Source organism: Leifsonia sp. NPDC056824, assembly GCF_042789575.1.
In the GTDB taxonomy this organism is placed as follows: domain Bacteria; phylum Actinomycetota; class Actinomycetes; order Actinomycetales; family Microbacteriaceae; genus Leifsonia.
Window position 1 is genome coordinate 201,210 of the sequence record NZ_JBHUAV010000002.1, and the last position, 23,945, is coordinate 225,154.

At 68.9% G+C, this 23,945-nt stretch carries 22 protein-coding genes; 14 read left to right on the forward strand and 8 right to left on the reverse strand.

What is annotated here, in order from left to right; translation table 11 throughout:
• Nucleotides 1-8 precede the first annotated feature (8 nt).
• The 3 genes from ACFRFH_RS10360 (at nucleotide 9) to ACFRFH_RS10370 (ending at nucleotide 1,715) form a co-directional block, all read left to right on the forward strand.
• On the forward strand, nucleotides 9-809 hold the full coding sequence (locus tag ACFRFH_RS10360) for an ABC transporter ATP-binding protein (RefSeq protein ID WP_370053576.1): 801 nt from the start codon (nucleotides 9-11) through the stop codon (nucleotides 807-809).
• Between the two features lie 143 nt (nucleotides 810-952).
• Nucleotides 953-1,204 (forward strand): type B 50S ribosomal protein L31, encoded by a 252-nt coding sequence (locus ACFRFH_RS10365; protein ID WP_090038270.1) that lies wholly within the window; start codon nucleotides 953-955, stop codon nucleotides 1,202-1,204.
• A 235-nt stretch (nucleotides 1,205-1,439) separates the two neighbouring features.
• Nucleotides 1,440-1,715 carry a hypothetical protein gene (locus ACFRFH_RS10370; RefSeq protein WP_382462929.1) on the forward strand — a complete coding sequence of 92 codons (276 nt, stop codon included), beginning with the start codon at nucleotides 1,440-1,442 and terminating at the stop codon, nucleotides 1,713-1,715.
• 54 nt (nucleotides 1,716-1,769) lie between these two features.
• Here the strand turns inward: ACFRFH_RS10370 and ACFRFH_RS10375 are convergent, their stop codons facing one another.
• From ACFRFH_RS10375 to treS, 3 genes are all read right to left on the reverse strand, one after another.
• Complete coding sequence (locus tag ACFRFH_RS10375; protein WP_382462930.1) at nucleotides 1,770-2,102, reverse strand: DUF4190 domain-containing protein; 333 nt, start codon at nucleotides 2,100-2,102, stop codon at nucleotides 1,770-1,772.
• A 97-nt stretch (nucleotides 2,103-2,199) separates the two neighbouring features.
• Nucleotides 2,200-2,898 carry a 3'-5' exonuclease gene (locus ACFRFH_RS10380; protein WP_382462931.1) on the reverse strand — a complete coding sequence of 233 codons (699 nt, stop codon included), beginning with the start codon at nucleotides 2,896-2,898 and terminating at the stop codon, nucleotides 2,200-2,202.
• 64 nt (nucleotides 2,899-2,962) lie between these two features.
• A complete protein-coding gene (treS, locus tag ACFRFH_RS10385) occupies nucleotides 2,963-4,672 on the reverse strand; it encodes a maltose alpha-D-glucosyltransferase (protein WP_382462932.1) in 1,710 nt (569 codons plus the stop codon).
• A 174-nt stretch (nucleotides 4,673-4,846) separates the two neighbouring features.
• Here treS and ACFRFH_RS10390 point away from each other — a divergent pair, with 174 nt between their 5' ends.
• Both ACFRFH_RS10390 and ACFRFH_RS10395 read left to right on the forward strand, forming a co-directional pair.
• Nucleotides 4,847-5,821: an alpha/beta fold hydrolase gene (locus tag ACFRFH_RS10390; protein WP_382462933.1), complete on the forward strand. Its 975-nt coding sequence runs from the start codon at nucleotides 4,847-4,849 to the stop codon at nucleotides 5,819-5,821.
• Nucleotides 5,818-6,963 carry a glycosyltransferase family 4 protein gene (locus ACFRFH_RS10395; protein ID WP_382462934.1) on the forward strand — a complete coding sequence of 382 codons (1,146 nt, stop codon included), beginning with the start codon at nucleotides 5,818-5,820 and terminating at the stop codon, nucleotides 6,961-6,963. The genes ACFRFH_RS10390 and ACFRFH_RS10395 overlap by 4 nt, the downstream gene beginning before the upstream one ends.
• Here the strand turns inward: ACFRFH_RS10395 and ACFRFH_RS10400 are convergent.
• Entirely contained in the window at nucleotides 6,942-7,541 is a 600-nt protein-coding gene (locus ACFRFH_RS10400; RefSeq protein ID WP_382462935.1) for a histidine phosphatase family protein, read from the reverse strand. The genes ACFRFH_RS10395 and ACFRFH_RS10400 overlap by 22 nt on opposite strands.
• Nucleotides 7,542-7,572: 31 nt before the next feature.
• A complete protein-coding gene (locus tag ACFRFH_RS10405) occupies nucleotides 7,573-8,418 on the reverse strand; it encodes a Sir2 family NAD-dependent protein deacetylase (protein WP_382462936.1) in 846 nt (281 codons plus the stop codon).
• 81 nt (nucleotides 8,419-8,499) lie between these two features.
• Between ACFRFH_RS10405 and ACFRFH_RS10410 the strand changes: the two genes are divergently transcribed.
• The 5 genes from ACFRFH_RS10410 (at nucleotide 8,500) to ACFRFH_RS10430 (ending at nucleotide 15,869) form a co-directional block, all read left to right on the forward strand.
• A complete protein-coding gene (locus tag ACFRFH_RS10410; protein ID WP_382462937.1) occupies nucleotides 8,500-9,315 on the forward strand; it encodes a TrmH family RNA methyltransferase in 816 nt (271 codons plus the stop codon).
• On the forward strand, nucleotides 9,312-9,845 hold the full coding sequence (locus tag ACFRFH_RS10415) for an ATP-binding protein (RefSeq protein WP_382462938.1): 534 nt from the start codon (nucleotides 9,312-9,314) through the stop codon (nucleotides 9,843-9,845). The genes ACFRFH_RS10410 and ACFRFH_RS10415 overlap by 4 nt, the downstream gene beginning before the upstream one ends.
• A gap of 83 nt (nucleotides 9,846-9,928) precedes the next feature.
• Nucleotides 9,929-11,188 carry a D-alanyl-D-alanine carboxypeptidase family protein gene (locus ACFRFH_RS10420; protein WP_382462939.1) on the forward strand — a complete coding sequence of 420 codons (1,260 nt, stop codon included), beginning with the start codon at nucleotides 9,929-9,931 and terminating at the stop codon, nucleotides 11,186-11,188.
• Nucleotides 11,189-11,364: 176 nt separating this feature from the next.
• Nucleotides 11,365-13,653, forward strand: a complete 2,289-nt coding sequence (locus ACFRFH_RS10425) for an acyltransferase family protein (RefSeq protein WP_382462940.1) — start codon at nucleotides 11,365-11,367, stop codon at nucleotides 13,651-13,653.
• A complete protein-coding gene (locus tag ACFRFH_RS10430) occupies nucleotides 13,653-15,869 on the forward strand; it encodes an acyltransferase family protein (protein WP_382462941.1) in 2,217 nt (738 codons plus the stop codon). Before ACFRFH_RS10425 ends, ACFRFH_RS10430 begins: the two co-directional genes overlap by 1 nt.
• Nucleotides 15,870-15,881: 12 nt before the next feature.
• On the opposite strand, the gene ACFRFH_RS10435 is transcribed toward ACFRFH_RS10430, so the two are convergent.
• The gene (locus ACFRFH_RS10435; RefSeq protein ID WP_382462942.1) at nucleotides 15,882-16,679 is read right to left on the reverse strand and encodes an SGNH/GDSL hydrolase family protein; all 798 of its coding nucleotides are present in this window, start codon (nucleotides 16,677-16,679) and stop codon (nucleotides 15,882-15,884) included.
• A 106-nt stretch (nucleotides 16,680-16,785) separates the two neighbouring features.
• Between ACFRFH_RS10435 and ACFRFH_RS10440 the strand changes: the two genes are divergently transcribed.
• Nucleotides 16,786-18,609: a DEAD/DEAH box helicase gene (locus ACFRFH_RS10440; RefSeq protein ID WP_382462943.1), complete on the forward strand. Its 1,824-nt coding sequence runs from the start codon at nucleotides 16,786-16,788 to the stop codon at nucleotides 18,607-18,609.
• Nucleotides 18,610-18,622: 13 nt separating this feature from the next.
• Here the strand turns inward: ACFRFH_RS10440 and gdhA are convergent, their stop codons facing one another.
• A complete protein-coding gene (gdhA, locus tag ACFRFH_RS10445) occupies nucleotides 18,623-19,975 on the reverse strand; it encodes an NADP-specific glutamate dehydrogenase (protein WP_382462944.1) in 1,353 nt (450 codons plus the stop codon).
• A 98-nt stretch (nucleotides 19,976-20,073) separates the two neighbouring features.
• Here gdhA and ACFRFH_RS10450 point away from each other — a divergent pair, with 98 nt between their 5' ends.
• The 3 genes from ACFRFH_RS10450 to ACFRFH_RS10460 are packed head-to-tail and all read left to right on the forward strand — an operon-like array spanning nucleotide 20,074 to nucleotide 22,206.
• A complete protein-coding gene (locus ACFRFH_RS10450) occupies nucleotides 20,074-20,625 on the forward strand; it encodes a DUF2127 domain-containing protein (protein ID WP_382462945.1) in 552 nt (183 codons plus the stop codon).
• 51 nt (nucleotides 20,626-20,676) lie between these two features.
• Complete coding sequence (locus tag ACFRFH_RS10455) at nucleotides 20,677-21,399, forward strand: VIT family protein (RefSeq protein WP_382462946.1); 723 nt, start codon at nucleotides 20,677-20,679, stop codon at nucleotides 21,397-21,399.
• A 27-nt stretch (nucleotides 21,400-21,426) separates the two neighbouring features.
• Nucleotides 21,427-22,206 carry an AMP nucleosidase gene (locus tag ACFRFH_RS10460; RefSeq protein ID WP_382462947.1) on the forward strand — a complete coding sequence of 260 codons (780 nt, stop codon included), beginning with the start codon at nucleotides 21,427-21,429 and terminating at the stop codon, nucleotides 22,204-22,206.
• A 15-nt stretch (nucleotides 22,207-22,221) separates the two neighbouring features.
• Here the strand turns inward: ACFRFH_RS10460 and ACFRFH_RS10465 are convergent, their stop codons facing one another.
• A complete protein-coding gene (locus tag ACFRFH_RS10465) occupies nucleotides 22,222-23,895 on the reverse strand; it encodes a hypothetical protein (protein ID WP_382462948.1) in 1,674 nt (557 codons plus the stop codon).
• Nucleotides 23,896-23,945 lie beyond the last annotated feature (50 nt).

The following is a 23,945-nucleotide window of genomic DNA, read 5'->3' on the forward strand; positions in this document are numbered from 1 at the left end:
TAGAGCGCATGGCAGGCAGTGTTCTCCGTCTTCACGACGTGTCCGTAGTCCGGGACGGCAACCCCGTCCTCCAGAACGTCGACTGGACGGTGGAGCCGGACGAGCGGTGGGTCATCCTCGGCCCGAACGGCGCCGGCAAGACCACGATGCTGCAGGTCGCCGCCGCGGCCATCCACCCGTCGTCGGGGGAGGCCGTCGTGCTCGGCGAGACCGTCGGCCACAGCGACCTGTCCGAGCTGCGCCCGCTGCTCGGCTTCGCCTCCACCGCGCTGGCCCGGCGCATCCCGCGCACCGAGCGCGTGCTCGACGTGGTCATGACGGCCGCCTATGCGGTGACCGGACGCTGGAACGAGCTGTACGAGGACATCGACGAGCGCCGTGCCCGCCGCGTGCTCTCCGAGTGGCACCTCGACCACCTCGCCGAGCGCACCTTCGGCAGCCTCAGCGACGGCGAGCAGAAGCGCGTGCAGATCGCCCGCTCGGTGATGACCGACCCGGAGATCCTCCTGCTCGACGAGCCGGCCGCCAGCCTCGACCTCGGCGGCCGCGAGGAGCTCGTGCAGCTGCTCGGCGGGTACGCGAGCGACCCGAAGTCCCCGGCCATCGTGATGGTCACCCACCACGTCGAGGAGATCCCGCTCGCCTTCAACCGTGCGCTGCTCCTGAAGGACGGCCGCGTCACCGCCGCCGGCCCGATCGCCGAGGTGCTCACGAGCGAGTCGCTCAGCGAGACCTTCGGGGTGGACGTGGAGCTCACCGAGACCGAGGGACGCTTCACCGCCCGGGCGCGTCAGGCGACGAGCGACTGAGGTATCTGCTAAACTCGATAGCTGGTTCCCCGCATGATCCGCCATCCTGGTGGCTCTGACTGGTGCGGACCGAAAAGCTTCTCGTCCCCGCGCTTTCGCGCGCGGACACGACCGACCGAACACTACGCAACAAGGAAGTCCTCATGAAGACTGGCATCCACCCCGACTACGCCCCCGTGGTTTTCCGCGACCTGGCCTCGGGTGCGACCTTCCTGACCCGCTCCACCGTGAGCAGCGACAAGACCATCGAGTGGGAGGACGGCAACACCTACCCGGTCATCGACGTCGAGATCTCGTCGGAGTCGCACCCGTTCTACACGGGCAAGCAGCGCATCCTCGACTCGGCCGGCCGCGTCGAGAAGTTCAACACGCGCTACAAGAACTTCGGCAAGTAATAAGCCGCAACGCGAACGACCCCGCCCGGGAAGGGTGGGGTCGTTTTCGTGTTCCTGCGGGGCGGTGACGTGAGAGGATCGGCCCGTGGCCAGGAAGAGCAGCGCGACCTTCGCGGAAATCGTCGCAGAGGTGAAACTGTCCGCGGCTGACCGCGCGCAGAGCCGTGCGGCGAAGGACATGCGATTCGGCAGCATCGGGCGCGATGGCGCGCTCTATGATCTGCAGGGTCGTCGGATGACCAGGTCCACCCCCGAGCTCGCACCCGCCGAGGCCGCTGTCCTGGTCCGTGACGGAGCCGGGATCGCGTTCGAGAGCTGCGGGTGCGGTGGCGACAGCGGTTGTGCGATCTCGTGGGCCGGACCCGACGAGGCTGCGGCGGCCGCGCACGCGGACGCACCCGCGTTCGTGCGCGGGTATGGCGCACCCAGTTGGATCGACCTCTGGGAGGGCGACGGCGTTCGCGTGGTCTTCCTGCACGGCGATGTGCGCTGGGGCGACCTGTTCGCCTGAGCATGCGAAAGGCCCCCGTCCTCCGACGGGGGCCTTCTGCAGTGGTCGAACGGCTCAGTAGGTCTTGTAGCCGTGGGTGGCGGCGACGCCCAGGACGACCGCGAAGAGGATGAAGAAGAAGATCGCGAGGGCCACCTCGACGAAGCCGATGATGATGGCCGCGAGGGCGAGGCCGCGGCCCTGCTCGCCGGTGCGCTTGATCTGGGAGAGGGCGACGTAGCCCAGGATGATCCCCACGATGCTCACGAAGAACGCGAGGATGAACGCCACGATCGACATCGTGTTGTAGCCGGGCTGGGCCGGCGGCTGGTACGCGCCGTACTGCGGCTGCGGACGCTGCGGCTCCTGCGGCGGGAGGGGCTGCGGATTCTGGTCGGAGTCACTCATGTCTCAGACAGTAGCGACCCGATGCGATGCCCGGCCAGTCCCCAACCTGCGGGGTGAAGAGGCCTGCGGGGTGACGACTCCCGCGGGGTGAGACCGGTCAGGCCTGCCAGGCGTGCACCGGCCACGCGCCCGACGCCGTGAACTCCGGGTCGCGCACGCGCCGCATGTACTCCTGGAAATCAGCCGCCTGCTCGCGGCACCAGTCCACCTGCTTGCTGTGCAGCTCCACCGCGCCGACCGCGAGCTCCTCGACGTGCCGCTGCGCGAGCGCCTGAGCGAGGCGGCCTGCGGCGATGGCGTCCGCGGCGGCGTCGTGCGCGGCCAGGAGCTCGACGCCGTAGTGCGTCGCCGTGACGGTCAGCGTGCGCTTGCCCGGCCGGAAGCGGTCCACGGCGCGGTCGATCACCAGCGGGTCGATGACGGGGCCGGGGGAGTGCAGCGGCTCGATGCCGTGGCGGCGGGCCTCCCGGTCGAGCAGCGTGAAGTCGTAGGGTGCGTTGTACGCGACGACCGGGATGCCGCGGTCGAACAGGCGGCGGAGCTGGTCGACGATCGCCTCAACGCCCGCCCCGGCGTCCATGCCCTTCTCGCGGGCGAGCTCGGTGCTGATGCCGTGCACCGCCGTGGCCTCCGCCGGGATCTCCACCTCGGGGTCCAGCAGCCAGTAGCGGCCGTGCTTGACCTCGCCGTTCTCGCCGAGCAGTCCGACGTGGGCGGTGACGATCCGCGCGGTCTCGACATCCACACCCGTGGTCTCCAGATCGAAGACGCCGAGTTCGTGATGCCAGTTGCTCATGCAGCCAGCGTAGGAACGACCTCCGTCAGTGCCGCGGAATGCGGCTGGCGTGCCGCGGAACCGGTCACGGCCGGGGCGGTTCGATGTGGAGCCAGTAGAAGTTCTGGGTGCCGAGGGTCAGCGTGAAGCGGCCGTCCTCCGCGACGGTCGGGAACTCCGCTCCGCCGAACAGGTCGTATAGCGCGCTGCCCGCGAACTCGGGGGCCTCCAGCGTCACCGACACCGGGTTGTGCGCGAACGAGAACACGCACAGCACGTCCTCCGGCTGGTCGCCGAAGTGCGTGCCGCTGCCCTCGTACGTGCGCACGAACGCCAGCACCGACTCGTGGTCGGTGGGCAGGACGCGCATGTCGCCGAGGCCGAACACCGGGTGGGCCTTGCGGACGTGGATGACGTTGCGGATCCAGTGCAGGAGCGAGCGCGACTGGGCGAGCTGCGCCTCCACGTTCACCTGGTTGTAGTGGTAGACGAGCGACTGCACGACCGGGAGGAAGAGCTTGCCGGGATCGGCGGTGGAGAAGCCGGCGTTGCGGTCCGGCGTCCACTGCATCGGGGTGCGCGAGCTGTCCCGGTCGGGCAGCCAGATGTTGTCGCCCATCCCGATCTCGTCGCCGTAGTAGAGGAACGGGCTGCCCTCCAGCGAGAACAGCAGGGCGTGGGCGAGCTCCAGCTCGGCGCGCGAGTTGTCGAGCAGCGGCGCCAGGCGCCGCCGGATGCCGATGTTGGCGCGCATCCGCGGGTCGTAGGCGTACCAGCCGTACATCGCCTGGCGGTACTCCTCGCTGACCATCTCCAGGGTGAGCTCGTCGTGGTTGCGCAGGAAGACACCCCACGCCGAGCCCTCCGGGACGTCGGTCGTCTCGGAGAGCACCCGGATCAGCTCGGAGGCCTGCTGGCTGCGCAGCGCGTAGAAGATGCGGGGCATCACCGGGAAGTCGAACGCCATGTGGCACTCGGGCTCGTCGTCCGAGCCGAAGAAGGCGGCGACCTCGCGGGGCCACTGGTTCGCCTCGGCGATCATCATGCGGCCGGGGTACTCCCGATCGACCATCACCCGCAGCTTCTTGATGAACTCGTGGGTGGGCGGCTCGCCCTCGCCGTTGCCCTCGTCCGACTCGTACAGGTACGGGATCGCGTCGAGGCGGAAGCCGTCGACGCCCAGGTCGAGCCAGAACCGGACGACCTCGAACATGGCGTCGTGCACCGCAGGGTTCTCGAAGTTGAGGTCGGGCTGGTGCGAGAAGAACCGGTGGAAGTAGAACTGCCTGCGTGCTTCGTCGAACGCCCAGTTGGAGTCCTCGGTGTCCACGAAGATGATGCGGATGTCCGGCCACTTGTCGTCGGTGTCGTTCCAGACGTAGAAGTCGCCGAACGGGCCATCCTGGTCGCTGCGGGACTGCTGGAACCACTCGTGCTGGTCGGAGGTGTGGTTCATCGGGAGGTCGATGATGATGCGCATGTTGCGCTCGTGCGCCTTGGTCACCAGGTCGCGGAATTCCTCGATCGTGCCGAACTCCGGCAGGATCGCCTTGAAGTCGGACACGTCGTAGCCGCCGTCGCGCAGTGGCGACTGGAAGAACGGCGGCAGCCAGAGCGCGTCGATGCCGAGCCACTGCAGGTAGTCGAGCTTGGAGGTCAGGCCCGAGATGTCGCCGGAGCCGTCGCCGTTGCTGTCGACGAACGAGCGGACCATCACCTCGTAGAACACGGCACGGCGGTACCACTGCGGATCGAGGGTGAGCCCGGGCAGCGTGATGGGAGCGGTGAAACTCACGGTTCTCCTTCTCGAGTTGCCACGCCGTCGGGGCAGCGAGCTCGGGTGTCGTGCACGGTGGGGTCATGCAAGCGATTACATCCAGAGAAGTCTAGGACCTGCGGGCGGTGGGCTGTCCAGTCCTCCAGCCGCATTCACCGGGTTCCCGAGGGGACCCGGCCTAGACTGGACGAGATGACCTCTTCGACACGGTACGCCGCCTCCCCGTACCGAGCCGCCGCCTCTCCGTACGCGGAGGCACTGGGCCGCGTCCCAGTCCGCCGGGCCGAGCTCCCGCTGCTGGGCGGCCTGACCCGCTACTGGGACTACGGCGACCCCGACGCCGCCACCACGCTCGTGCTGGTGCACGGCTTCCGCGGCGACCACCACGGCCTCGAGCCTGTGGTCGCGCAGCTCGGCAGCGGCCTGCGGCTGATTTCGCCCGACCTCCCCGGCTTCGGCGAGTCGACGCCGCTGACGGAGCGGGACCACGACATCCCCGGCTACTCGGCCTGGCTGCGGGCGTTCACCGCCGGGCTCGGCCTGCGCGGGAGAGTCGTGCTGCTCGGGCACTCGTTCGGCTCGATCGTGGTCGCGGCGACGCTAGCGGAGGACGCGGGCGAGCGTCCGGACGCGGTCGTGCTGGTCAATCCGATCGGCCAGCCCGCGCTCGCGGGGCCGCGCGGCGTGCTCACCCGGCTCGCGATCTTCTATTACTGGCTTGCGGCGGCGCTGCCCGAGCGCCTCGGCTTCGCCCTGCTGCGCAACCGGGTCATCGTGCGCGTCATGAGCGTCGCGATGGCGAAGACGCGTGTCCGCTCGCTGCGTCAGTGGATCCACGGCCAGCACGACAGCTACTTCTCGGCCTTCAGCGACCGGCGCGTCGTGCTGCAGGCCTTCCGCGCCTCGGTCGCGCACGACGTCAGCGAGTACGCGGCGCGCATCCCGGAGCCGACGCTGCTCGTCGCCGCGGTGGACGACGACATCACGCCGATCGCCGCCGAACGCCGGCTGCGCGGGCTTTTCCCGGACGCGCGGCTCGTGGAGATCGCGGACGTGGGGCACCTCATCCACTACGAGAAGCCGGTGGAGGCCGCCCGGGCGATCGAGGAGTTCCTGGCCGGCCTGGCCGGACGAGACACCGCAGCGAAGCAGGGAGAGAGCGCGTGAGGATCGTCTTCGACTGCCGCTACACCCGCATCGGAAGGCACGACGGCATCAGCCGCTTCACGGCGGGGCTCGTCGGGGCGCTGGCCCAGCGCCACGCCGTCACCATGCTGATCAACGACCACCGCCAGCTCGAGCTGCTGCCCGACCTCCCGTGGGAGCTCGCCCCCGCGCCGACCTCCGCGCTGGAGCCGCTGGTCGCCCGCCGGGTCAACAAGCTGAAGCCCGACGTCGTGTTCACGCCCATGCAGACGATGGGCAGCTTCGGGCGGCGCTACCGCCTGATCCTCACCGTGCACGACCTGATCTACTACCGGCACCCGACGCCGCCGCGCGACCTCCCGGGGTTCGTGCGCGTGCTCTGGCGGCTGTACCACCTGGCGTGGTGGCCGCAGCGGATGCTGCTCAACCGGTCGGACGCGGTGGTGACCGTGTCGGAGACGACCAAGGAGCTCATCGCCGAGCACCACCTGACCAAGCGCCCGGTCTACGTCGTGCCGAACGCGGCGGACATGCCCACCCTCCCGGAGCAGCGGCTCGCGCGCACCGCCCCGGAGGCGAAGCTGCTGGTCTACATGGGCTCGTTCATGCCGTACAAGAACGTGGACACGCTCGTGCGCGCGGCGGCGCAGCTCCCCGACTACCAGCTGCATCTGATGAGCCGGGTCACGCCGGCCGAGCGCGGCCGGCTCGCAGCGCTGGCCCCCGGGGCGCGGCTGGTCTTCCACGACGGCGCGACGGACGAGGACTACGCCGAGACGCTCGCGCGGGCGACCGCGCTCGTGACGGCGTCGCGCGACGAGGGCTTCGGCATCCCGCTGGTGGAGTCGATGACGCTCGGGACGCCGGTCGTGGTCAGCGACATCCCGATCTTCCGCGAGATCGGCGGCGAGTCGGCGCTGTACTTCCCGGCCGACGACGCCGACGCTCTCGCCGCCCGGGTGCGGCACCTGGAGCAGGCGGGTGTCTGGGCGCAGCGGTCGGCGGCGTCGCAACGCGAGGCCGGGCGCTTCACCTGGTCGGCGTCGGCCGACCACCTGCTGACGGTGCTCACCGCGACGGCGACCAGGGCCGCCCGGCGCGGCCGCAGGGCTCAGAGCCCCAACTCTCAGAGCCCCAACTCTCAGAGCACCGACGCCGTGTAGAGGTCGCGGTCCTCCGGACCGAGGTTGAACCGGTCGAGGGTCAGCCGGCCGTCGTCGTACCGGAAGCGGTGCACCGAGCCGTTCGGGATGACCTCGCCCGGCCCGGGGAGCGCGTGGTCGGTCACATGCCTGACCAGCGAGCCGATCACCCCGCCGTGGCTGACCACGATCAGGTTCTGGCCCGGATGCGCGTCGCCCAGCTCGATCAGGGCGGGGAGCGCGCGCTCGACGACCTCCTCGCGGGTCTCGCGCCCGGGGACGGGCGTGCCCTCCGGCCAGCGCTCGAGGATCTCCGCGCCGGTCAGCCCCTCCGCCTCGCCGTACTGCCGCTCGGCCACCGCCGGCAGCCTGCCCGGCTCGCCGAGCCCCAGGTGCCCGGCGATGATCCGCGCCGTGTCCAGAGCGCGGCTGAGCGGGCTCGCGTACACGGCGTCGAACCGGCCTCCCGACAGCGCGCGTCCCGTCGCCTCCGCCTGTGCCCGGCCGGTGCCGTTGAGCGGGATGTCGCTGGAGCCCTGGATGCGCTTGGCCAGGTTCCAGTCGGTCTGGCCGTGGCGAACGAGGGAGATGAAGGTCACGCGCGTCCTTTCGTCGAGGACGCGCGGCGGGTCAGGCGAGCCGGCGCGCCAGCTCGACCAGCGTCTCCGTGGTCCCGCCGTCCAGCTTAACGCTGGCCCGCGCGTCGCCCTTGGTCTCGCCCCGGTTGACGATGACGATCGGGAGGCGCTTGCGGCGCGCCTCCTCCAGGAGCCGAATGCCGGAGTTGACCACGAGCGACGAGCCCGCGATGACGAGCGCGTCGGCTCCGCGCACCAGGGAGCTGGCCTCCCGGTACTTCTCGGCGGGGATGAACTCCCCGAAGAAGACCACGTCGGGCTTCAGGTGGCCGCCGCAGACCGTGCAATCCGGGATGACGAAGGAGTCGACATCGGCCACGATCGCGTCGCCATCCGGGGCGATCTCCACGGCGCCCTCGGTCTCCAGCCACGGGTTCGCCGCGTCGATGCTGGCGGTGATCGCCTCCCGGGCGAAGATCTGGCCGCAGACCAGGCAGACGACGCGGTCCATCGAACCGTGCAGGTCGACCACGCGGCGGCTGCCCGCCTGCTTGTGGAGGCCGTCCACGTTCTGCGTGATGACGCCGTTCGCCGCCCCCGCGGCCTCCAGCGCGGCGAGGGCGCGGTGGCCGTCGTTCGGGTGGGCCGCCGCGAACCGGCGGTAGCCGACGTGGCTGCCGGCCCAGTACCGCTTGCGGTACCGGTCGTCGGCGAGGAACTGCTGGAACGTCATCGGCGTGCGCTTCGGCGCGCCCTCGCCGCGGTAGTCCGGGATGCCCGAGTCGGTCGACACGCCGGCGCCGGTCAGCACCGCGAAGGTCCGCCCGGCGAGCAGGCCCTCGACCTCGTCGATGCCGCGCGAGAGCTCGGGTGAGAGCTCGGTCGTCAGCGTGGTCACAGACACCTCCCGGTCGATCCTCCCCGAAGTCTAAACCGGCCGCTTTTCGAGTTTGTTTCCGGCTACTGGCAATCTGGAGGCGTGAACATCCACCGCGTGACCGACCTGACCGCCGACGGCCTCGCCGACTACTCCCGCCTGACCGACGTCGCGCTGCGCCGCGTGAGCGAGCCGGAGGGCGGCCTCTACATCGCCGAGTCGACCAAAGTCATCACGCGCGCGCTCGCTGCCGGGCACCGCCCGCGGTCCGTGCTGCTGCAGGAGCAGTGGCTGGACGATGTGGCGCCGCTGCTGGCCGACCACCCCGACGTGCCGGTGTTCGTGGGGGAGTCCGCGCTGCTGGAGCAGCTCACCGGTTACCACCTCCACCGCGGGGCGCTGGCGGCCATGCACCGGCCGGAGATGCCAGACCCGCGCACGCTGCTCGCCGGGGCCAGGCGGGTCGTGGTGCTCGAGGACATCGTGGACCACACGAACGTCGGTGCGATCTTCCGCAGCGTCGCCGGCCTCGGCGCCGACGCGGTGCTGGTCAGCCCGCGCTGCGCCGACCCGCTCTACCGGCGGAGCGTGCGGGTGAGCATGGGAACGGTCCTCCAGGTGCCGTGGACGCGCATCCCCGAGTGGGACGAGGCCGCGCCGCTGCTGCACGAGGCCGGCTTCGAGCTCGCGGCGCTGGCGCTCGCGGATCACGCGGTCTCCCTGGACGAGTACGCCGCCCGCGCTCCCGAGCGCGTCGCCCTCGTGTTCGGGTCGGAGGGTGACGGGCTCAGCCGCCGGGCGCTGGCCTCCGCGGACAAGGTGGTCACCATCCCGATGCTGCACGGGGTGGACTCGCTGAACGTCGCGTCCGCGAGCGCGGTGGTGCTGTGGGCGATGCGGGTACGGTCGCAGGCATGATCGTCTGGCTGAACGGCACGCATGGCGTCGGGAAGACGACGACGAGCGTGCTCGTGCAGCAGCGGATCCCGGACTCCCGGATCTTCGATGCCGAGAAGGTCGGCGAGGTCCTGATGGACGTGAAGCCCGGCCTTCCTGCGACGGACAACTTCCAGCACTGGCCGCTGTGGCGTCCGCTGGTCGTGGAGACCGCGCGGCGCCTGATCGAGTACGTCGGCGGGACGCTGATCGTCCCCATGACCGTGCTGGTCGAGGACTACTGGCGCGAGATCGAGGCGGGGCTCGCCGGCCACAGGATTCCGGTCCAGCACGTCGTCCTGCATGCCGACGAGGATGTCCTGGTCGGAAGGATCGACAACGACGAGGACCTCGGGCCGTCGACGTTCCGGCACGCGTACGTCCAGCCGTATGCGGCCGCCGCGCGCACCTGGCTGCACGAGGCGGGCGCGGTCGTCGACACCGGCGGGCTCACCCCTGACCAGGTGGCGGATCGGGTCGTCCGGTCCCTTCCCGGCCGCGGGGTCTCCTGAGCCCTCCGTCGCCGCAGCCCCGGTGCGCCGCTCCCTGGCGCGTTCTCAGCAGACACCTCAGCGCGTCCCCCTAGACTCCGAAGGTGCCTCAGCAAGTCCTCGCCGATCCGCCGCGCCGTCAGAGCCGCAAGCAGGTGTACCGCCGCCGCCGGATCGTCGTCTTCGGAGTCGGCGGCGTGCTGCTGCTCACCCTGCTGTACGTCTTCGGCTCGGTCATCACGCCGATCCCTGCCACCGCCGCCGTCACCCAGCACGAGACCTCCCTCACACAGGCCGCGGCCCAGCTGAACTGGCCCGGCTACGGGTCGGCCGCGATCACGGCGCCGGATTATCCCGGCGCGACCGAATACCACGGCAGCGACGCGAGCATGCCGATCGCGAGCATGACCAAGACGATCACTGCGCTCGTCGTCCTCCAGGCCAAGCCGCTGGACGGCAACGCGGACGGCCCGACCATCGCGTTCACGCAGAAGGACGTCGACATCTGGAACCAGGTCATCGCCGCGGGCGGCTCCTGGGCTCCCGTGAAGGCCGGCACCTCGATGACCGAGAAGCAGGCGCTCACCGCGATGCTGCTCCCGTCGGCCAACAACTACGCCATCTCGCTGGCGAACTGGGCCTTCGGCTCCACCTCCGCCTACCTCAAGGCGGCGAACAGCTGGCTCGCGTCGAAGGGCTTCAGCGGAACCAAGGTCGTCACCCCGGACGGCCTCGACCCCGGCAACGTGAGCAGCACGAAAGATCTGATCGGGATCGGCAAGCTCGTGCTCGCCTCGCCCGCGCTCTCCGCGATCGTCTCGCAGAAGTCGGCGACACTCCCCGGCGCCGGTGCGCAGGACAACACCAACGCGCTGCTGGGCGTCGACGGCGTGGACGGCATCAAGACCGGCAACACCGACGAGGCGGGATTCTGCCTGCTGTTCTCGGCCGAGGTGCCGGTCGGCACAGAGAAGGTGCGCGTGCTCGGCGTGGTGCTCGGCGCGGCCGACCACGACACGCTGTGGGCGGGGGTGAGTGGTCTGCTGACGAGCATGCAGGCGGGCTTCCACGAGGTGACGGCGGCGACGACCGGGCAGGTCTTCGGCTCCTACACGACCAAATGGGGCGCGGGCTCCACCGTGGTGGCGGCCTCGGGCCAGAGCTTCGTCGTGTGGTCGAACACGCCGATCACCGTGGACCTGACGACGCAGCGACTGCAGTCCGGGTTCAAGGGGGATGTCGTCGGGCGCGTGACGTTCACGGTCAACGGGGCGGCGAAGACGGTGGATTTGGCGCTGGCGAAGGATGTGCCGGACCCGGGGTTCGGGTGGCGGTTGGCGCATCCGGGAGGGCTGGGGACCTGAGGTCCTGATCCTGGCCGAGCACGCGCCGGTGCTCGGTCGGGTGATCGTCGGGGTGAGTAGCTCGCCTCGCGTTCGGGGTGCTGGTGCGGATATCCCAGATGTGAGGTCTCTCAGGGGGTGAATCGTCCCTTTAGCGTGATGAGGTTCACCCACAACCCGCTGAGGCCCCACCGTTCATGGACCCTGACACCACAACACTCACGCGCGCCGAATCCGGCCGCCGCCGCTCCCGGTCGTCCGCGACGACCCGCACCGCGACCGCTCCCACGGTCAAACGACTCGACCTGCAGGGCTTGCGCGCGCTTGCGGTCGGCCTCGTCATCCTGAACCACGCGTTCGAATGGCCCGCGGGCGGGTTCGTCGGGGTCGACATCTTCTTCGTCATCTCGGGATTCCTGATGACATCGCTGCTGTACCGCGAGTACGAGCGGTCGGGGACGATCAGGTTCTTCGCGTTCTATCGACGCCGCATCCGGCGCTTGGTTCCGGCGTCGGCGACCGTGATCGTGGCCACGCTCGTCGGCGCCTATTTCCTGTTCAGTTCCGGCCGGTTCCTGACCACCGTGTGGGACGGTGTCGCGTCGCTGTTCTTCGTCTCGAACTGGCGATTCGCGGCCGGACAGACGGACTACTTCGCGCAGGGCGCTCAGACGTCTCCCCTGCAGCACTACTGGTCACTCAGCCTCGAGGAGCAGTACTACCTGATCTGGCCGCTCGGGGTTCTCGTCCTCGCGCTGCTGGTCGCGCAGAACAGCCGCCCGCGTGTCACGGCTGGACTCCTCTGTCTCATCATCACCGCAGGTCTGTTCTTGGTCTCGCTGCAACTCACGCAGGCTGAGATCGGCACCGCGTACTTCATCACTCCCGCCCGGTTGTGGGAGCTCTCTGTCGGCGCCACCGTCGCCTTCTGCATGCCGTTCTTCGGCCGGCTGCCCACGGCTCTACGGCCGGCGGTCATGCTGTTCTCGCTCGCGGGCATGATCGCCGCCGCGGTCATCACTCCGTCAAGCAAAGGCTTCCCGGCTCCATGGGCGCTTGTGGCCGTGCTCAGCACCGCGGTCTTCATCGCCTTCCCCTGGCAGCCACGGATATCGTGGCTCAATCCGCTCGACAACCGTATCCTCGCGCACCTTGGTGACATCTCCTACTCGTTGTACCTGTGGCATTTCCCGGCATTGATCGTGATCACGGAGGTGTTCCGGGGACTTCCGGGCGACAAGACCGCGGTCCCCGCCGTGGTGTCGATCGCGATCACGTTGCTCGCTGCGGAGCTCTCCTTCCGTTTCATCGAGGAGACCGTGCGACGCTCGCGCTGGCTCGAACCCAGCGGGAAACGGCGCATTCGGGCATCGCCCGCGAAGACCTTCGCACTTGCAGCGGCCTCGGTCATCACGGTTGCAGCGGTTGCTCTTGCCTTCGTCGTGGACACGCAGTCGCGGGGCGGCGGCGATACCGACGGGGCGACGACGTCGGCGTCGACGCCACGCGCGACGGACCTTGCCAACGGGGAGGCGCTGAAGAGCCTTCAGACAGAATTGACGGCCGCGCTCGCGGAGAAATCATGGCCGGAGACCGACCCGTCGATCGACAACATCATCGCCAAGTACACGCGAGACAAGGACACCAACGCGTGCTCCAATCAGGTCTACCCGGGTGTCGACCAATGCACCTGGGGAAACCGGGACGCACCGTATTCCGCAGCGATCGTCGGCGACTCCACGTCGGTCGCGTACGTCCCCCTCCTGCGCGCGTTGGCCGACTCGTCGAACGGGCAACTGAAGGTCACGACGCTGGGAATGTACAGCTGCCCGTTCGTGGATATCTCCACGGCGATGGGGATTCCGTCGTTTCAGGAGGCCTGCCCCGGGCGAAAGGCGCAGGCGGTCGACAACATCATCGACCTGAAGCCGAACGTCCTGATCATCACCAACTCGTACCTCACCGAGTCTCACTACCCGGGCGGTCGTGCAGTGACGCTCGCCGAGTACGAAAAGGGCCTGGACACTTTCCTGCAGAAGATATCACCGAGCGTAGGCACGATTGCTCTGGTCGCTCCTCCCATCGGGGATAAAGACATCCGGGAGTGCTACTCACCGCGAACCGGTCCTCAGGAGTGCGTCTCGCGGGTGGATAAGCAGTGGAAGCTCCGAGCAGCAGCCGAGGCCAAGTGGGCGCAGGCCGTGTCGAACGCCGTATGGATCGACACGCGTGACCTCTTCTGCGTGAGCGGATCGTGCCCAGCGTTCTCGGCGGCCATCCCCGTCAAATTCGACCGAGTGCACCTCACTGAGGAGTATTCGCGGCATATCGCCGGCGGCATGGCAGAACTCTTGGCCGCAAAGGGGGTCAGCCTCACGGGTGCCGCTGGAGCCGGCGATCCCCCTGCTCCGGAGAAGCCGGCCGAAGACCAAGCCCCAGCAGCCATGCCAGCGCGAACTGCGCCAGCGGCCCGGAACCGAATCTGATGGACAGCAACGACACGACCGCGACACTTCCGCGCCCACTGCCAGGGGAGGGGCGTCGACGAGACCGTTCTTCACGCTCAGGGATCAAGCCGGCGCCAGCCCAGCGAAGCACGATCCGACTCGATCTGCAGGGACTGCGGGCGCTGGCCGTCGGACTGGTCGTGCTGAATCACGCGTTCGAGTGGCCGGCGGGGGGATTCGTCGGGGTCGACATCTTCTTCGTCATCTCGGGCTTTCTGATGACCTCCGTGCTCCATCGCGAGTATGAACGCCACGGTCGTATCCGGTTCCTCGCGTTCTACCGGCGCCGAATCCGACGGTTGATCCCCGCGTCGGTGGCAGTCCTCACAGCGACGATCGTTGCGGCGTGGGGGCTGTTCGGCTCCGGCCGGTTCATCACGACGCTATGGGACGCCGTCGCATCGTTGTTCTTCGTCTCGAACTGGAGATTCGCGGCTGCGGCGACCGACTATTTCGCTCAGGGAACTCAGACGTCGCCGCTTCAGCACTACTGGTCGCTCAGTCTCGAAGAGCAGTACTACGTGGTGTGGCCGGCGGCGATCCTGCTCATTGCCGTGCTCGCCCGTCGCACCGGCCGCCCTCGCGTTTTCGCGGCCCTGACGACACTTGCGATCACGGTCGGATTGTTCGTTCTCTCCCTTCAGCTCACGCACGCGGACATCGGCACTGCCTACTTCATCACACCGGCCCGGCTCTGGGAGCTCTCGGTCGGAGCGACCGTGGCACTGGGCATGCCCTGGTTCTCCCGGCTTCCTTCAGTCTTCCGGCCAGTCCTCTCAGTGCTGGCTATCGCCGGCATGATCGCGGCGGCCACGATCACGCCGTCCGACCACGGCTTCCCGGCTCCCTGGTCTGCCGTGGCCGTACTGAGCACTGCCATGTTCATCGCCGTTCCCTGGCAGCCGAAGGTCGCTTGGCTCAATCCGCTGGCCAATCCGTTCCTGGGCTACATCGGCGACATCTCCTACTCGCTCTACTTGTGGCACTTCCCAGCGCTCATCTTCGTAATCGAGCTCGCTCGTGGAACACCGAGTTACGGAACACCGATTCCGGCTCTCGAATCGATCGCGCTCTCGGTCCTGCTCGCGGCAATTTCATACCGCTTCATCGAGGAGCCCGTGCGTCGCTCGTCCTGGTTGGAGCCGCAGGAGAAGAAGCGACGGAAGACGGCGATCAAGACGGCCCGGATTCGGCTTATTGCCGTGTCTGCCACCGGGGCGGTGGCGGTGGGAGCGATCGCCGCAAGTCTCATCGTGGACCGAGGCTCACAGAACACCCCGTCTGAAGGGACACCACCTGTCGCGGACGGCACCTCCAACGCCCCGAACGGCGATTCGGCGATTCAATCCGTTCAGACCGAACTGACAGAGGCGTTGGCTGCGAAACAGTGGCCAGAACTCGCACCGTCGATCGACAGCGTGCTCAGCGGCTACAAGCACGACCCAGCGGTTGCCGCATGCGGTGAGCCCACCTATCCGGGGATGGACAGGTGCACATGGGGGGCGGCCGACGCGCCAACGTCGCTCGCAATCGTCGGCGACTCCACGTCGATGGCGTACGTGGCGATGCTGAGGGCGCTGGCGGACTCGTCGAACGGGCAGCTGAAGGTGACATCCCTCGGCATGTTCGGGTGCCCTTTCGTCGACGTCCAGACGTCGAACAGCATTGCTGAGGTCAAGAAGGCGTGCCCGGCGCACAAGCTTCAGTCGATCGCGAACATGGCGACGCTCAAGCCGGATGTTCTACTGATCACGAACACGTACACCCCGTACAACGACATCGACGGTCAGCGCGTCACCGAGGAGGCGTACGAGGCGGGCATGCGATCGTATCTGAATCAGCTGGCGCCGAACGCCGGCAAGGTCGTGATGTTCGCGCCCCCACCGTCGGACAAAGATGTGCGTGAGTGCTACTCGCCGCGAACGTCCCCGCGTGACTGCGTCACCAAGGTGCAAACGTATTGGCTGGAACGAGGGCAGCGTGAGATGAGGCTCGCCACCGAAGTGGATGGCGTCTGGTTCGACCCTCGGCCGCTCGTCTGCGTCGGTTCGAGGTGCCCGGCATTCGCCGGAGGGATTCCGACCAAGTTCGACTTGGTCCACCTCACCGACGAGTATTCACGGCACATCGCTCCGGCTGCGAAAGCCCTTCTAGCCAAGGAGGGAGTCGAGCTCTTCGACCCCGCCGGTGGTTAGGAGGTGTCGCCCCTACTCCTCCTCAACCACCTCAATGACGAACGGCCCCGCCTGCGGCCGTTTCGGCAGCACATGGTCGCCCGACGACTGGTGCCGGATGCGCCGCAGCACCCACGGGACCAGGTATTCGCGCGCCCACGACAGGTCTTCCGCGCGGGCCCGCCGCCAGGTGCGCACCGGCAGCGGTTCGGGTTCGAGCGGCTGGAGGTCGTTGTCCACGTTGAGGGCGGCCAGGACCATGCGGGCGACGGTGTGGTGGCCGAGCGGGGCGAGGTGGAGGCGGTCGGGGGCCCACATCCGCACGTCCTGGATCTCGGTGAGCGACCACTGGTCGGCCACGATCGCGTCGTACTTGGCCGCGACCGCGCGGACGTTCTCGTTGTAGATCGCGACCTTGCCGCGGATGCCGCGGAACACGGGGGAGAAGCCCACATCCACGCCGGTGAAGACCACGACCGTGGCGCCCTGCGCGCTCAGGCGGCGTACCGCCTCGTCCAACAATGCGGCGATCGCATCCGGGTCGGTGCCCGGGCGGATGACGTCGTTGCCGCCGGCCGAGATGGTGATCAGGTCGGGACGGAGGGCGACCGCGGCGTCGACCTGCTCGTCAAGGATCTGCTTGATCAGCTTGCCGCGGACGGCCAGGTTCGCGTAGGCGAAGTCGTCCGTCTTGCTGCTCAGCACCTCCGCCACGCGGTCGGCCCAGCCGCGGTGGCCGCCCGGGCTGAGCGGTTCCGGGTCGCCGATGCCCTCGGTGAACGAGTCGCCGAGCGCGACATAGCGGGACCACGGATGCTGAGCGTCGACCATTCCACCATTCTGCATCCGGGGGAGGGCCGCCGACGATTGTCAGGCGGCTCCGGTAGATTCGATTCAAGTGGAGACGAACGCAGCAGCCTTGCCCGATGAGCCCGGGATGAGCGCTGGCGTACCCACAGACAGTGCAGAACTCGATCTCTCGGCGGGCGCCCGGGCGGGCAGTTTCGCCGCCGAGCACCTCTCTCCATCGTTCCCCGAGCGCGCCGCCTGGGGCACCGCGGGCAAGCTCCGCGCCTGGCAGGCGGAGGCCCTCGACGCCTACTTCGTGAACGAGCCGCGCGACTTCCTCGCCGCCGCGACGCCCGGCGCAGGCAAGACCACGTTCGCGCTCCGGCTCGCGACCGAGCTGCTGTCGCGGCGCGTGATCGAGCGAGTCACGGTCGTCGCGCCTACCGAGCACCTCAAACGGCAGTGGGCGGAGGCCGCCGCCCGGGTCGGCCTCCATCTCGACCCCGACTTCCGCAACGCGGACGGCCGCTACGCCCGGCACTACAAGGGCGCGGCGGTCACCTACGCGCAGGTGGCGATGCGGCCGAGCCTGCACAAGGACATCACCGAGTCCTACCGCACGCTCGTCATCCTCGACGAGGTGCACCACGGCGGGGACGCGCTGTCCTGGGGCGACGGGATCCGTGACGCGTTCGAGCGCGCCACCCGGCGGCTGTCGCTGACGGGGACGCCGTTCCGGTCCGACACCGCGCCGATCCCGTTCGTCGCCTACCTGCCCGACCGGCAGGGCATCCGCACCTCGGTCACCGACTACAACTACGGCTACGGCCGCGCGCTCAGCGACGGCGTGGTGCGCCCGGTGATCTTCATGGTCTACGCCGGCCACATGCGCTGGCGCACCAAGACCGGCGACGAGATGGAGGCGCGGCTCGGCGAGGGCAACACCAAGGACATCACCTCGCAGGCCTGGCGCACGGCGCTCGACCCGCGCGGCGAGTGGATCCCGGCGGTGCTGAGCGCGGCGGACCGCCGCCTCACCGAGGTGCGCAACTCCATCCCGGACGCCGGCGGCCTGGTGATCGCCACCGACCACTACGCGGCCCGCGCCTACGCCGACCTCCTGCAGCAGATCAGCGGGGAGCCGGTCACGGTCGTGCTCTCCGACGAGAAGGAGGCCAGCGATCGGATCGCCGACTTCTCCGCGGGCGACTCGCGGTGGATGGTCGCGGTGCGGATGGTGTCGGAGGGCGTGGATGTGCCGCGGCTGGCGGTCGGCGTGTACGCGACCAGCGCCTCCACTCCGCTGTTCTTCGCGCAGGCGATCGGGCGTTTCGTGCGCGCGCGTCGCCGCGGCGAGACGGCGTCGGTGTTCCTTCCGAACGTCCCCACCCTGATGGCGCTCGCGAGCGCACTGGAGCTGGAGCGTGACCACGCGCTCGACCGGCCGACGGAGGAGGGCGGGGAGGGCGACCTCTGGAACCCGGAGGACGCCCTGGTCGCGGAGGCCAACAAGGAGTCCCGCGCGTCGGAGGCGCTGACCGAGCTGTTCGCGTTCGAGGCGCTCGGGTCGGAGGCGAACTTCGACCGGGTGGTCTACGACGGGCGCGAGTTCGGCGGGTTCGCGGTGCCGGGCACCGACGAGGAGCTCGACTTCATCGGGCTGCCCGGCATCCTGGAGCCCGACCAGGTGCACGACCTGCTGATGCAGCGCCAGCAGCGGCAGGCGCGGCGGCACTCGTCCCGCCCGGCCGCCGCCGACGGGCACCCGCCCGCGACCTTGCACCGCACGCTCAAAGAGCAGCGGCAGCTCCTCAACAGCCTGGTCGGCCTCTACTCGAAGAACTCGGGGGAGCCGCACGGCCTCATCCATGCCGAGCTGCGCCGCGTGTGCGGCGGCCCGGCGGTGGCGCAGGCGAGCGTGTCGCAGCTCCAGCAGCGCATCGAGTGGCTGCGGAAGCGGATCGGGCGGTAGCGGCGGCGCTCCGCTAGATGACCCCCAGCGCCAGCATCGCGTCCGCCACCCGGACGAACCCCGCGACGTTCGCCCCGAGCACGTAGTCACCGGGAGCGCCGTACCGCTCGGCGGTCTCCGCGCAGCTGTCGTGGATGGCGGTCATGATGTCGTCCAGTCGCTGCTCGGCGTACTCGAACGTCCAGGCGTCCCGGGACGCGTTCTGCTGCATCTCCAGGGCGGACGTCGCCACCCCGCCCGCGTTCGCCGCCTTGCCCGGCGCGAACAGCACTCCCGCAGCGCGCAGGACGTGGACGGCCTCCGGCGTGCACGGCATGTTCGCGCCCTCGACCACGGCGGCGACGCCGTTGCCCGCAAGGGCGGCGGCGGCGGTCCCATCCAGCTCGTTCTGCGTTGCGCAGGGGATGGCGACGTTGATCGGGGTCTCGGCCGCGAGCGCCCAGAGGTCTCCGTTCGCGCGGTACTCCGCGGACGGGCCGCGCCTGGCCGCGTACTCGGACAGGCGGGCGCGCTCCACCTCCTTGAGCCGGCGGAGCAGCTCGAAATCGATGCCGTCGCGGTCGTAGACGACGCCGGAGGAGTCCGAGCACGCCACGACCGTTCCGCCGAGGTGGTGCACCTTCTGGATGGCGTACAGCGCGACGTTGCCGGAGCCGGAGACGAGCACCCGCGCGCCGTCGAAGGAGCGCCCGCGGGTGGCGAGCATCCGCTGCGCGAACACGACGGCGCCGAAGCCGGTCGCCTCCGTGCGGACCAGCGAGCCGCCCCAGCCGACGCCTTTGCCGGTCAGCACGCCCGACTCGTAGCGGTTCGTGATGCGCTTGTACTGGCCGAACAGGTAGCCGATCTCGCGGCCGCCGACGCCGATGTCGCCCGCCGGCACGTCCGTGTACTCGCCGAGGTGGCGATACAGCTCGGTCATGAACGACTGGCAGAACCGCATCACCTCGGCGTCGGAGCGGCCCTTCGGGTCGAAGTCGCTGCCGCCCTTGCCGCCGCCGATCGGCAGGCCCGTGAGCGCGTTCTTGAAGATCTGCTCGAAGCCGAGGAACTTCACGGTGCCGAGCGTGACGCTCGGGTGGAAGCGCAGACCGCCCTTGTACGGGCCGAGCGCCGAGTTGAACTCCACCCGGAACCCGCGGTTCACCCGGATGTTCCCCTGGTCGTCCGTCCACGGGACCCGGAAGATCAGCTGGCGCTCCGGCTCGGTGATGCGCTCCAGCACCGCCGCTCTGGCGTAGTGCGGGTTGGCCTCGATGACGGGGCCCAGCGAGCCGAGCACTTCGCGCGCCGCCTGATGGAATTCCGGCTCCCCGGCGTTGCGGCGGAGGACGTCGTCCAGGAGTGAGGAGAGCACGGGAGTCACACGGAGGCCTTTCTCGAACGTAAGATTTCTGAGTCTACTCTCAGAGAACTCGCTGCCTTCGCCACGGGCGCCGCCCGGTCCGGTGGTTCGATGGGGGGATGAGCACGGAGCGCGACGCCGAGCACGGCACCATCGACCGCCGGGAGCGGGGCCTGGAGGTCCTCTTCCGGGTGACCCTGGTGCTGAAGGGCGCGGACGGCGTGCTCGAGCTCCTCGGCGGCGTCCTGCTGCTCTTCCTGACTCCCGCGCGGATGAACGCGGTCGTCGTGTTCCTCACCCAGCACGAGCTCGGCGAGGACCCGAACGACCCGGTCTCCAACTGGATCGTGCACTTCGGCCACACCCTCACCGGCTCGGCGACGCTGTTCGGTGCGGTCTATCTGCTGCTGCACGGCGTCGTGAAGGTCGTGCTGGTCTGGGCGGTGCTGAAGGAGCAGCTCTGGGCGTACCCGTGGATGATCGGCTTCCTCGTGGTGTTCATCGGCTGGCAGACCTGGGAGCTGGCCAGGCACTTCTCCTGGGGGCTGCTCGGGCTCACCGTGTTCGACCTGCTCATCGTCGCGCTGACCGTCCACGAGTACCGCGTGCAGCGGCGGCTGCGGGCTGCGAGGCGCGCCGAGGCGACCGCGGGCGAGCCCGCCGCGGGTTAGGTTCGGCTGCGCTTGCTGGAATCCCGGGCCCGACGTTCCTAGGCTGACGCTATGAGCGCGGAGACCATGAACGGAAAGCACCCCGACGAACCCCACCGCGAGGGGATCGCGCAACGGCTGAACTGGCTGAGGGCCGGCGTGCTCGGCGCCAACGACGGCATCGTGTCCGTCGCGGCGGTCGTCGTCGGTGTCGCGGGAGCCACGCCCGCCGTCCCTGCCATCCTGACCGCCGGCCTCGCCGCCCTCGTCGGTGGCGCGATCTCGATGGCGCTCGGCGAGTACGTGTCGGTGAGCAGCCAGCGCGACAGCGAGCACGCGCTCATCGCGAAGGAGCGCCGCGAGCTGGAGGAGATGCCGGAGGAGGAGCTCGCCGAGCTGACCGGCCTCTACGAAGCGAAGGGCCTCAAGCCCGAGACCGCGCGCCAGGTCGCGATCGAGCTGACCGAGCACGACGCGCTCGCCGCGCACCTCTCCGCCGAGCTCGGCATCGACCAGGACGACGTCGTGAGCCCGTGGCACGCGGCGATCGCGTCCGCCATCTCGTTCACGATCGGCGGCATCCTCCCGCTGCTGACCATCCTCACGCCGCCGGCCATCCGCATCCCGCTGACCTTCGTGGTCGTGCTGATCGCGCTGGCGGCCACCGGGTACGTCGCGGCCTACATCGGCGGCGCCTCACGCGGCAAGGCGATGCTGCGTGTGGTCATCGGAGGCGCGCTGGCGCTGGCGGCAACGTTCGCCATCGGCGCGCTGCTCGGCACGACGGTAGGCTGACGCCCTCGGGCGCGTGAAGGGGGAGCGATGAAGGAGAAGCTGGAGATCGTGCGGGACTGGCTGCCCCGCTACACCGGGACGCCGCTGGAGGAGTTCGGCGAGCACATCCTGCTCACCAACTTCGGCGACTACGTCTACCGGTTCGCGGAGTGGTACGGCGGCGAGGTCCGCGGCACCGACCGCTCGATGCCGAACGCGACCGCCGACGGCATCACGATGATCAACTTCGGCATGGGCAGCCCGAACGCGGCGACGGTCATGGACCTGCTGAGCGCCGTGAGCCCGAAGGCGGCGCTCTTCCTCGGCAAGTGCGGCGGGGTGAAGAAGAAGAACCAGCTCGGCGACCTGGTGCTGCCGATCGCGGCGATCCGCGGCGAGGGCACGTCGAACGACTACCTGCCGCCGGAGGTGCCTGCGCTGCCGGCGTTCCAGCTGCAGCGCGGTGTCTCCACCAGCATCCGGGACGCCGGCTACGACTACTGGACGGGAACCGTCTACACGACGAACCGGCGGGTGTGGGAGCACGACGACACGTTCAAGACGTATCTGCGACAGACCAGGTGCATGGCGGTCGACATGGAGACGGCGACCATCTTCGCGGCCGGCTTCGCCAACCACATCCCGGCCGGCGCGCTGCTGCTGGTCTCGGACCAGCCGATGATCCCGGAGGGCGTCAAGACCGCCGAGAGCGACCGAAGCGTCACCGCGCAGTTCGTCGAGCGGCACATCCGCATCGGCGTGGAGGCGCTGCGCCTCGTCCGTCGCAACGGCCGCAGCGTCCGCCACCTCCGCTTCGAAGACGCCTGACGCTGTGCCCGCCGGTCAGTCGATGATCCGGTAGGAGAACTTGTACTCGGTTCCGGCTGCCGGCGTCGAGCGGAACGAGATTTGGAACGCACCGTCCCAAATCGCGTTCACGTAGGCTCCGGCGTCCACCGCCGCAGCGTTCGTCGGCTCGAGCGAGACGGTGCGGTGTGAGCTTCGTCGATTCCTCTTGAAGTTCAGGACGCAGTGAGGACCCGCCTTCGGCGAGGTGCCGGCGACGAGAGTGATCGTCCCGCTGCGCTCGTCTCCCGAGGCCTTTCCCGACGCTCCGGCGCCTGACGGCGAGTCGTGCTTGATCGTCGGCGCCCAGGCGTCCCCGCGAAGGTCGTTGAGCACGGGGATCCGGCCGGGACGGGAATTCCCGTCGGCGCCAACGCCGTTCAGGAGGCCGAACTGCGCGAGCGCGGGGTCGACGTTCACGTCGGGACCGTATTCCTTCTCGACCCGCACCGCAGTGTCGCAGCGGATGAACTTGGTTCCTACAGCGTAGAAGCCGTTGCCGTTCACCAGGCGTACCCCTTGCGTGCTGCCGGTCCCGGAACTACCTGCGTTGCCGATAACGGTGCCTCCTAGAAGGCTGATCCCGCCCCAATCGCCATCACCGCGCCCACTGTGGAGGGTGGACTCGTCGGTGCTTTGCTCGTGAGAGATCGCACCGCCTTTCCCGCCATAGAACATCGGAGCGACGACATCAAGCGATCGAATGTTGCCGACGCGAAGTAGAGGGGCGGCCGTGTCAGACGCCTTCCGCTCGAAATGCGGAGTGACGAGACGAGTGAACTCTGCGAACGAGTCGTTCCAATTGTCGCCGAGCCCGATCGACATCGCTGACCCTACACAGCGCTCGATCCGTAAACGTTCGAAGTCGTTCGTGTTCGACATCTGCCCATCGGCCGGCCCCCACGGGTGGCCGCCTGAGGAGAACATCAGCGCGGGCCAGTTCTGAGAACCGCAGCCCTGAATCTGGATGTCGATGTACCGGCAATTGGAGGCCGCATCGATCACCAGCGCCGGTGCGGGGTCCGACGCGTAGAGGAACAGGTTGGACATCGTGACTTCGAACCCAGTGTGCTGGTGGATGAAGGGCGTCTCGGACTTCGCCTCGATGGTGAAGTCCTCCAACCGGATCGCGTGATCGCCCCCATTTCCTTCGCCGCCGATCCGGAACACCGACTTCGACTTGTCTGCGGGCTGGAACTTGACGGTCTGCTGGTTCGAGGACGCCTGAGCGAGGGAGTGCGCAGAGCCGAGTCCGGCGACCCACGCATACGGGGGCAAACGGATATCGGCCACCCGATAGACGCCCGGCTGGAAGACAAGGCGCGCGCCAGCAGTCGCTGCTTCGTTCACGGCTGCTTGCACTGCGGCGCTCTGGTCAGCGCTCACACTCGATGTGATGGCCCGGTCTCGCGCGCGGATGTAAAGCGACCGCACTGACGCGGGCGCCTGGCCGTCGTCGGTCGGGACGTTCGCGACGGGTACCTTCTTGGCCCCATCCAGTGGGGCGACGCCGTTCGCCGCACCGAGCTGTGCGGTCGTCAGAGGAGTCTCGCCTGCTGCGGCAGCGGGCTCTGTCACCGCGAGCGAGGTCGCGACGGCTGAGATGCCGACCGCCGGACCGCCGACGAGGAATGCGCGTCGGCGGGGGCTTCGGGGTCCGTAGTCGTTCATGATTCAGGCTCCATACTTTTGCAAGTAATATATGAATGAGAGTCTGATTA

Bases quoted from the DNA above. Each gene is read 5' to 3' on its own strand.
- ACFRFH_RS10425 (WP_382462940.1), top strand. From the start codon at position 11,365: ATGGACCCTGACACCACAACACTCACGCGCGCCGAATCCGGCCGCCGC.
- ACFRFH_RS10430 (WP_382462941.1), top strand. From the start codon at position 13,653: ATGGACAGCAACGACACGACCGCGACACTTCCGCGCCCACTGCCAGGG.
- ACFRFH_RS10435 (WP_382462942.1), bottom strand. From the start codon at position 16,679: ATGGTCGACGCTCAGCATCCGTGGTCCCGCTATGTCGCGCTCGGCGAC.
- ACFRFH_RS10460 (WP_382462947.1), top strand. From the start codon at position 21,427: ATGAAGGAGAAGCTGGAGATCGTGCGGGACTGGCTGCCCCGCTACACC.
- ACFRFH_RS10370 (WP_382462929.1), top strand. From the start codon at position 1,440: ATGACCAGGTCCACCCCCGAGCTCGCACCCGCCGAGGCCGCTGTCCTG.
- ACFRFH_RS10390 (WP_382462933.1), top strand. From the start codon at position 4,847: ATGACCTCTTCGACACGGTACGCCGCCTCCCCGTACCGAGCCGCCGCC.
- ACFRFH_RS10440 (WP_382462943.1), top strand. From the start codon at position 16,786: ATGAGCGCTGGCGTACCCACAGACAGTGCAGAACTCGATCTCTCGGCG.
- ACFRFH_RS10450 (WP_382462945.1), top strand. From the start codon at position 20,074: ATGAGCACGGAGCGCGACGCCGAGCACGGCACCATCGACCGCCGGGAG.
- ACFRFH_RS10380 (WP_382462931.1), bottom strand. From the start codon at position 2,898: ATGAGCAACTGGCATCACGAACTCGGCGTCTTCGATCTGGAGACCACG.
- ACFRFH_RS10375 (WP_382462930.1), bottom strand. From the start codon at position 2,102: ATGAGTGACTCCGACCAGAATCCGCAGCCCCTCCCGCCGCAGGAGCCG.
- ACFRFH_RS10360 (WP_370053576.1), top strand. From the start codon at position 9: ATGGCAGGCAGTGTTCTCCGTCTTCACGACGTGTCCGTAGTCCGGGAC.
- ACFRFH_RS10365 (WP_090038270.1), top strand. From the start codon at position 953: ATGAAGACTGGCATCCACCCCGACTACGCCCCCGTGGTTTTCCGCGAC.
- ACFRFH_RS10455 (WP_382462946.1), top strand. From the start codon at position 20,677: ATGAGCGCGGAGACCATGAACGGAAAGCACCCCGACGAACCCCACCGC.
- ACFRFH_RS10465 (WP_382462948.1), bottom strand. From the start codon at position 23,895: ATGAACGACTACGGACCCCGAAGCCCCCGCCGACGCGCATTCCTCGTC.
- ACFRFH_RS10415 (WP_382462938.1), top strand. From the start codon at position 9,312: ATGATCGTCTGGCTGAACGGCACGCATGGCGTCGGGAAGACGACGACG.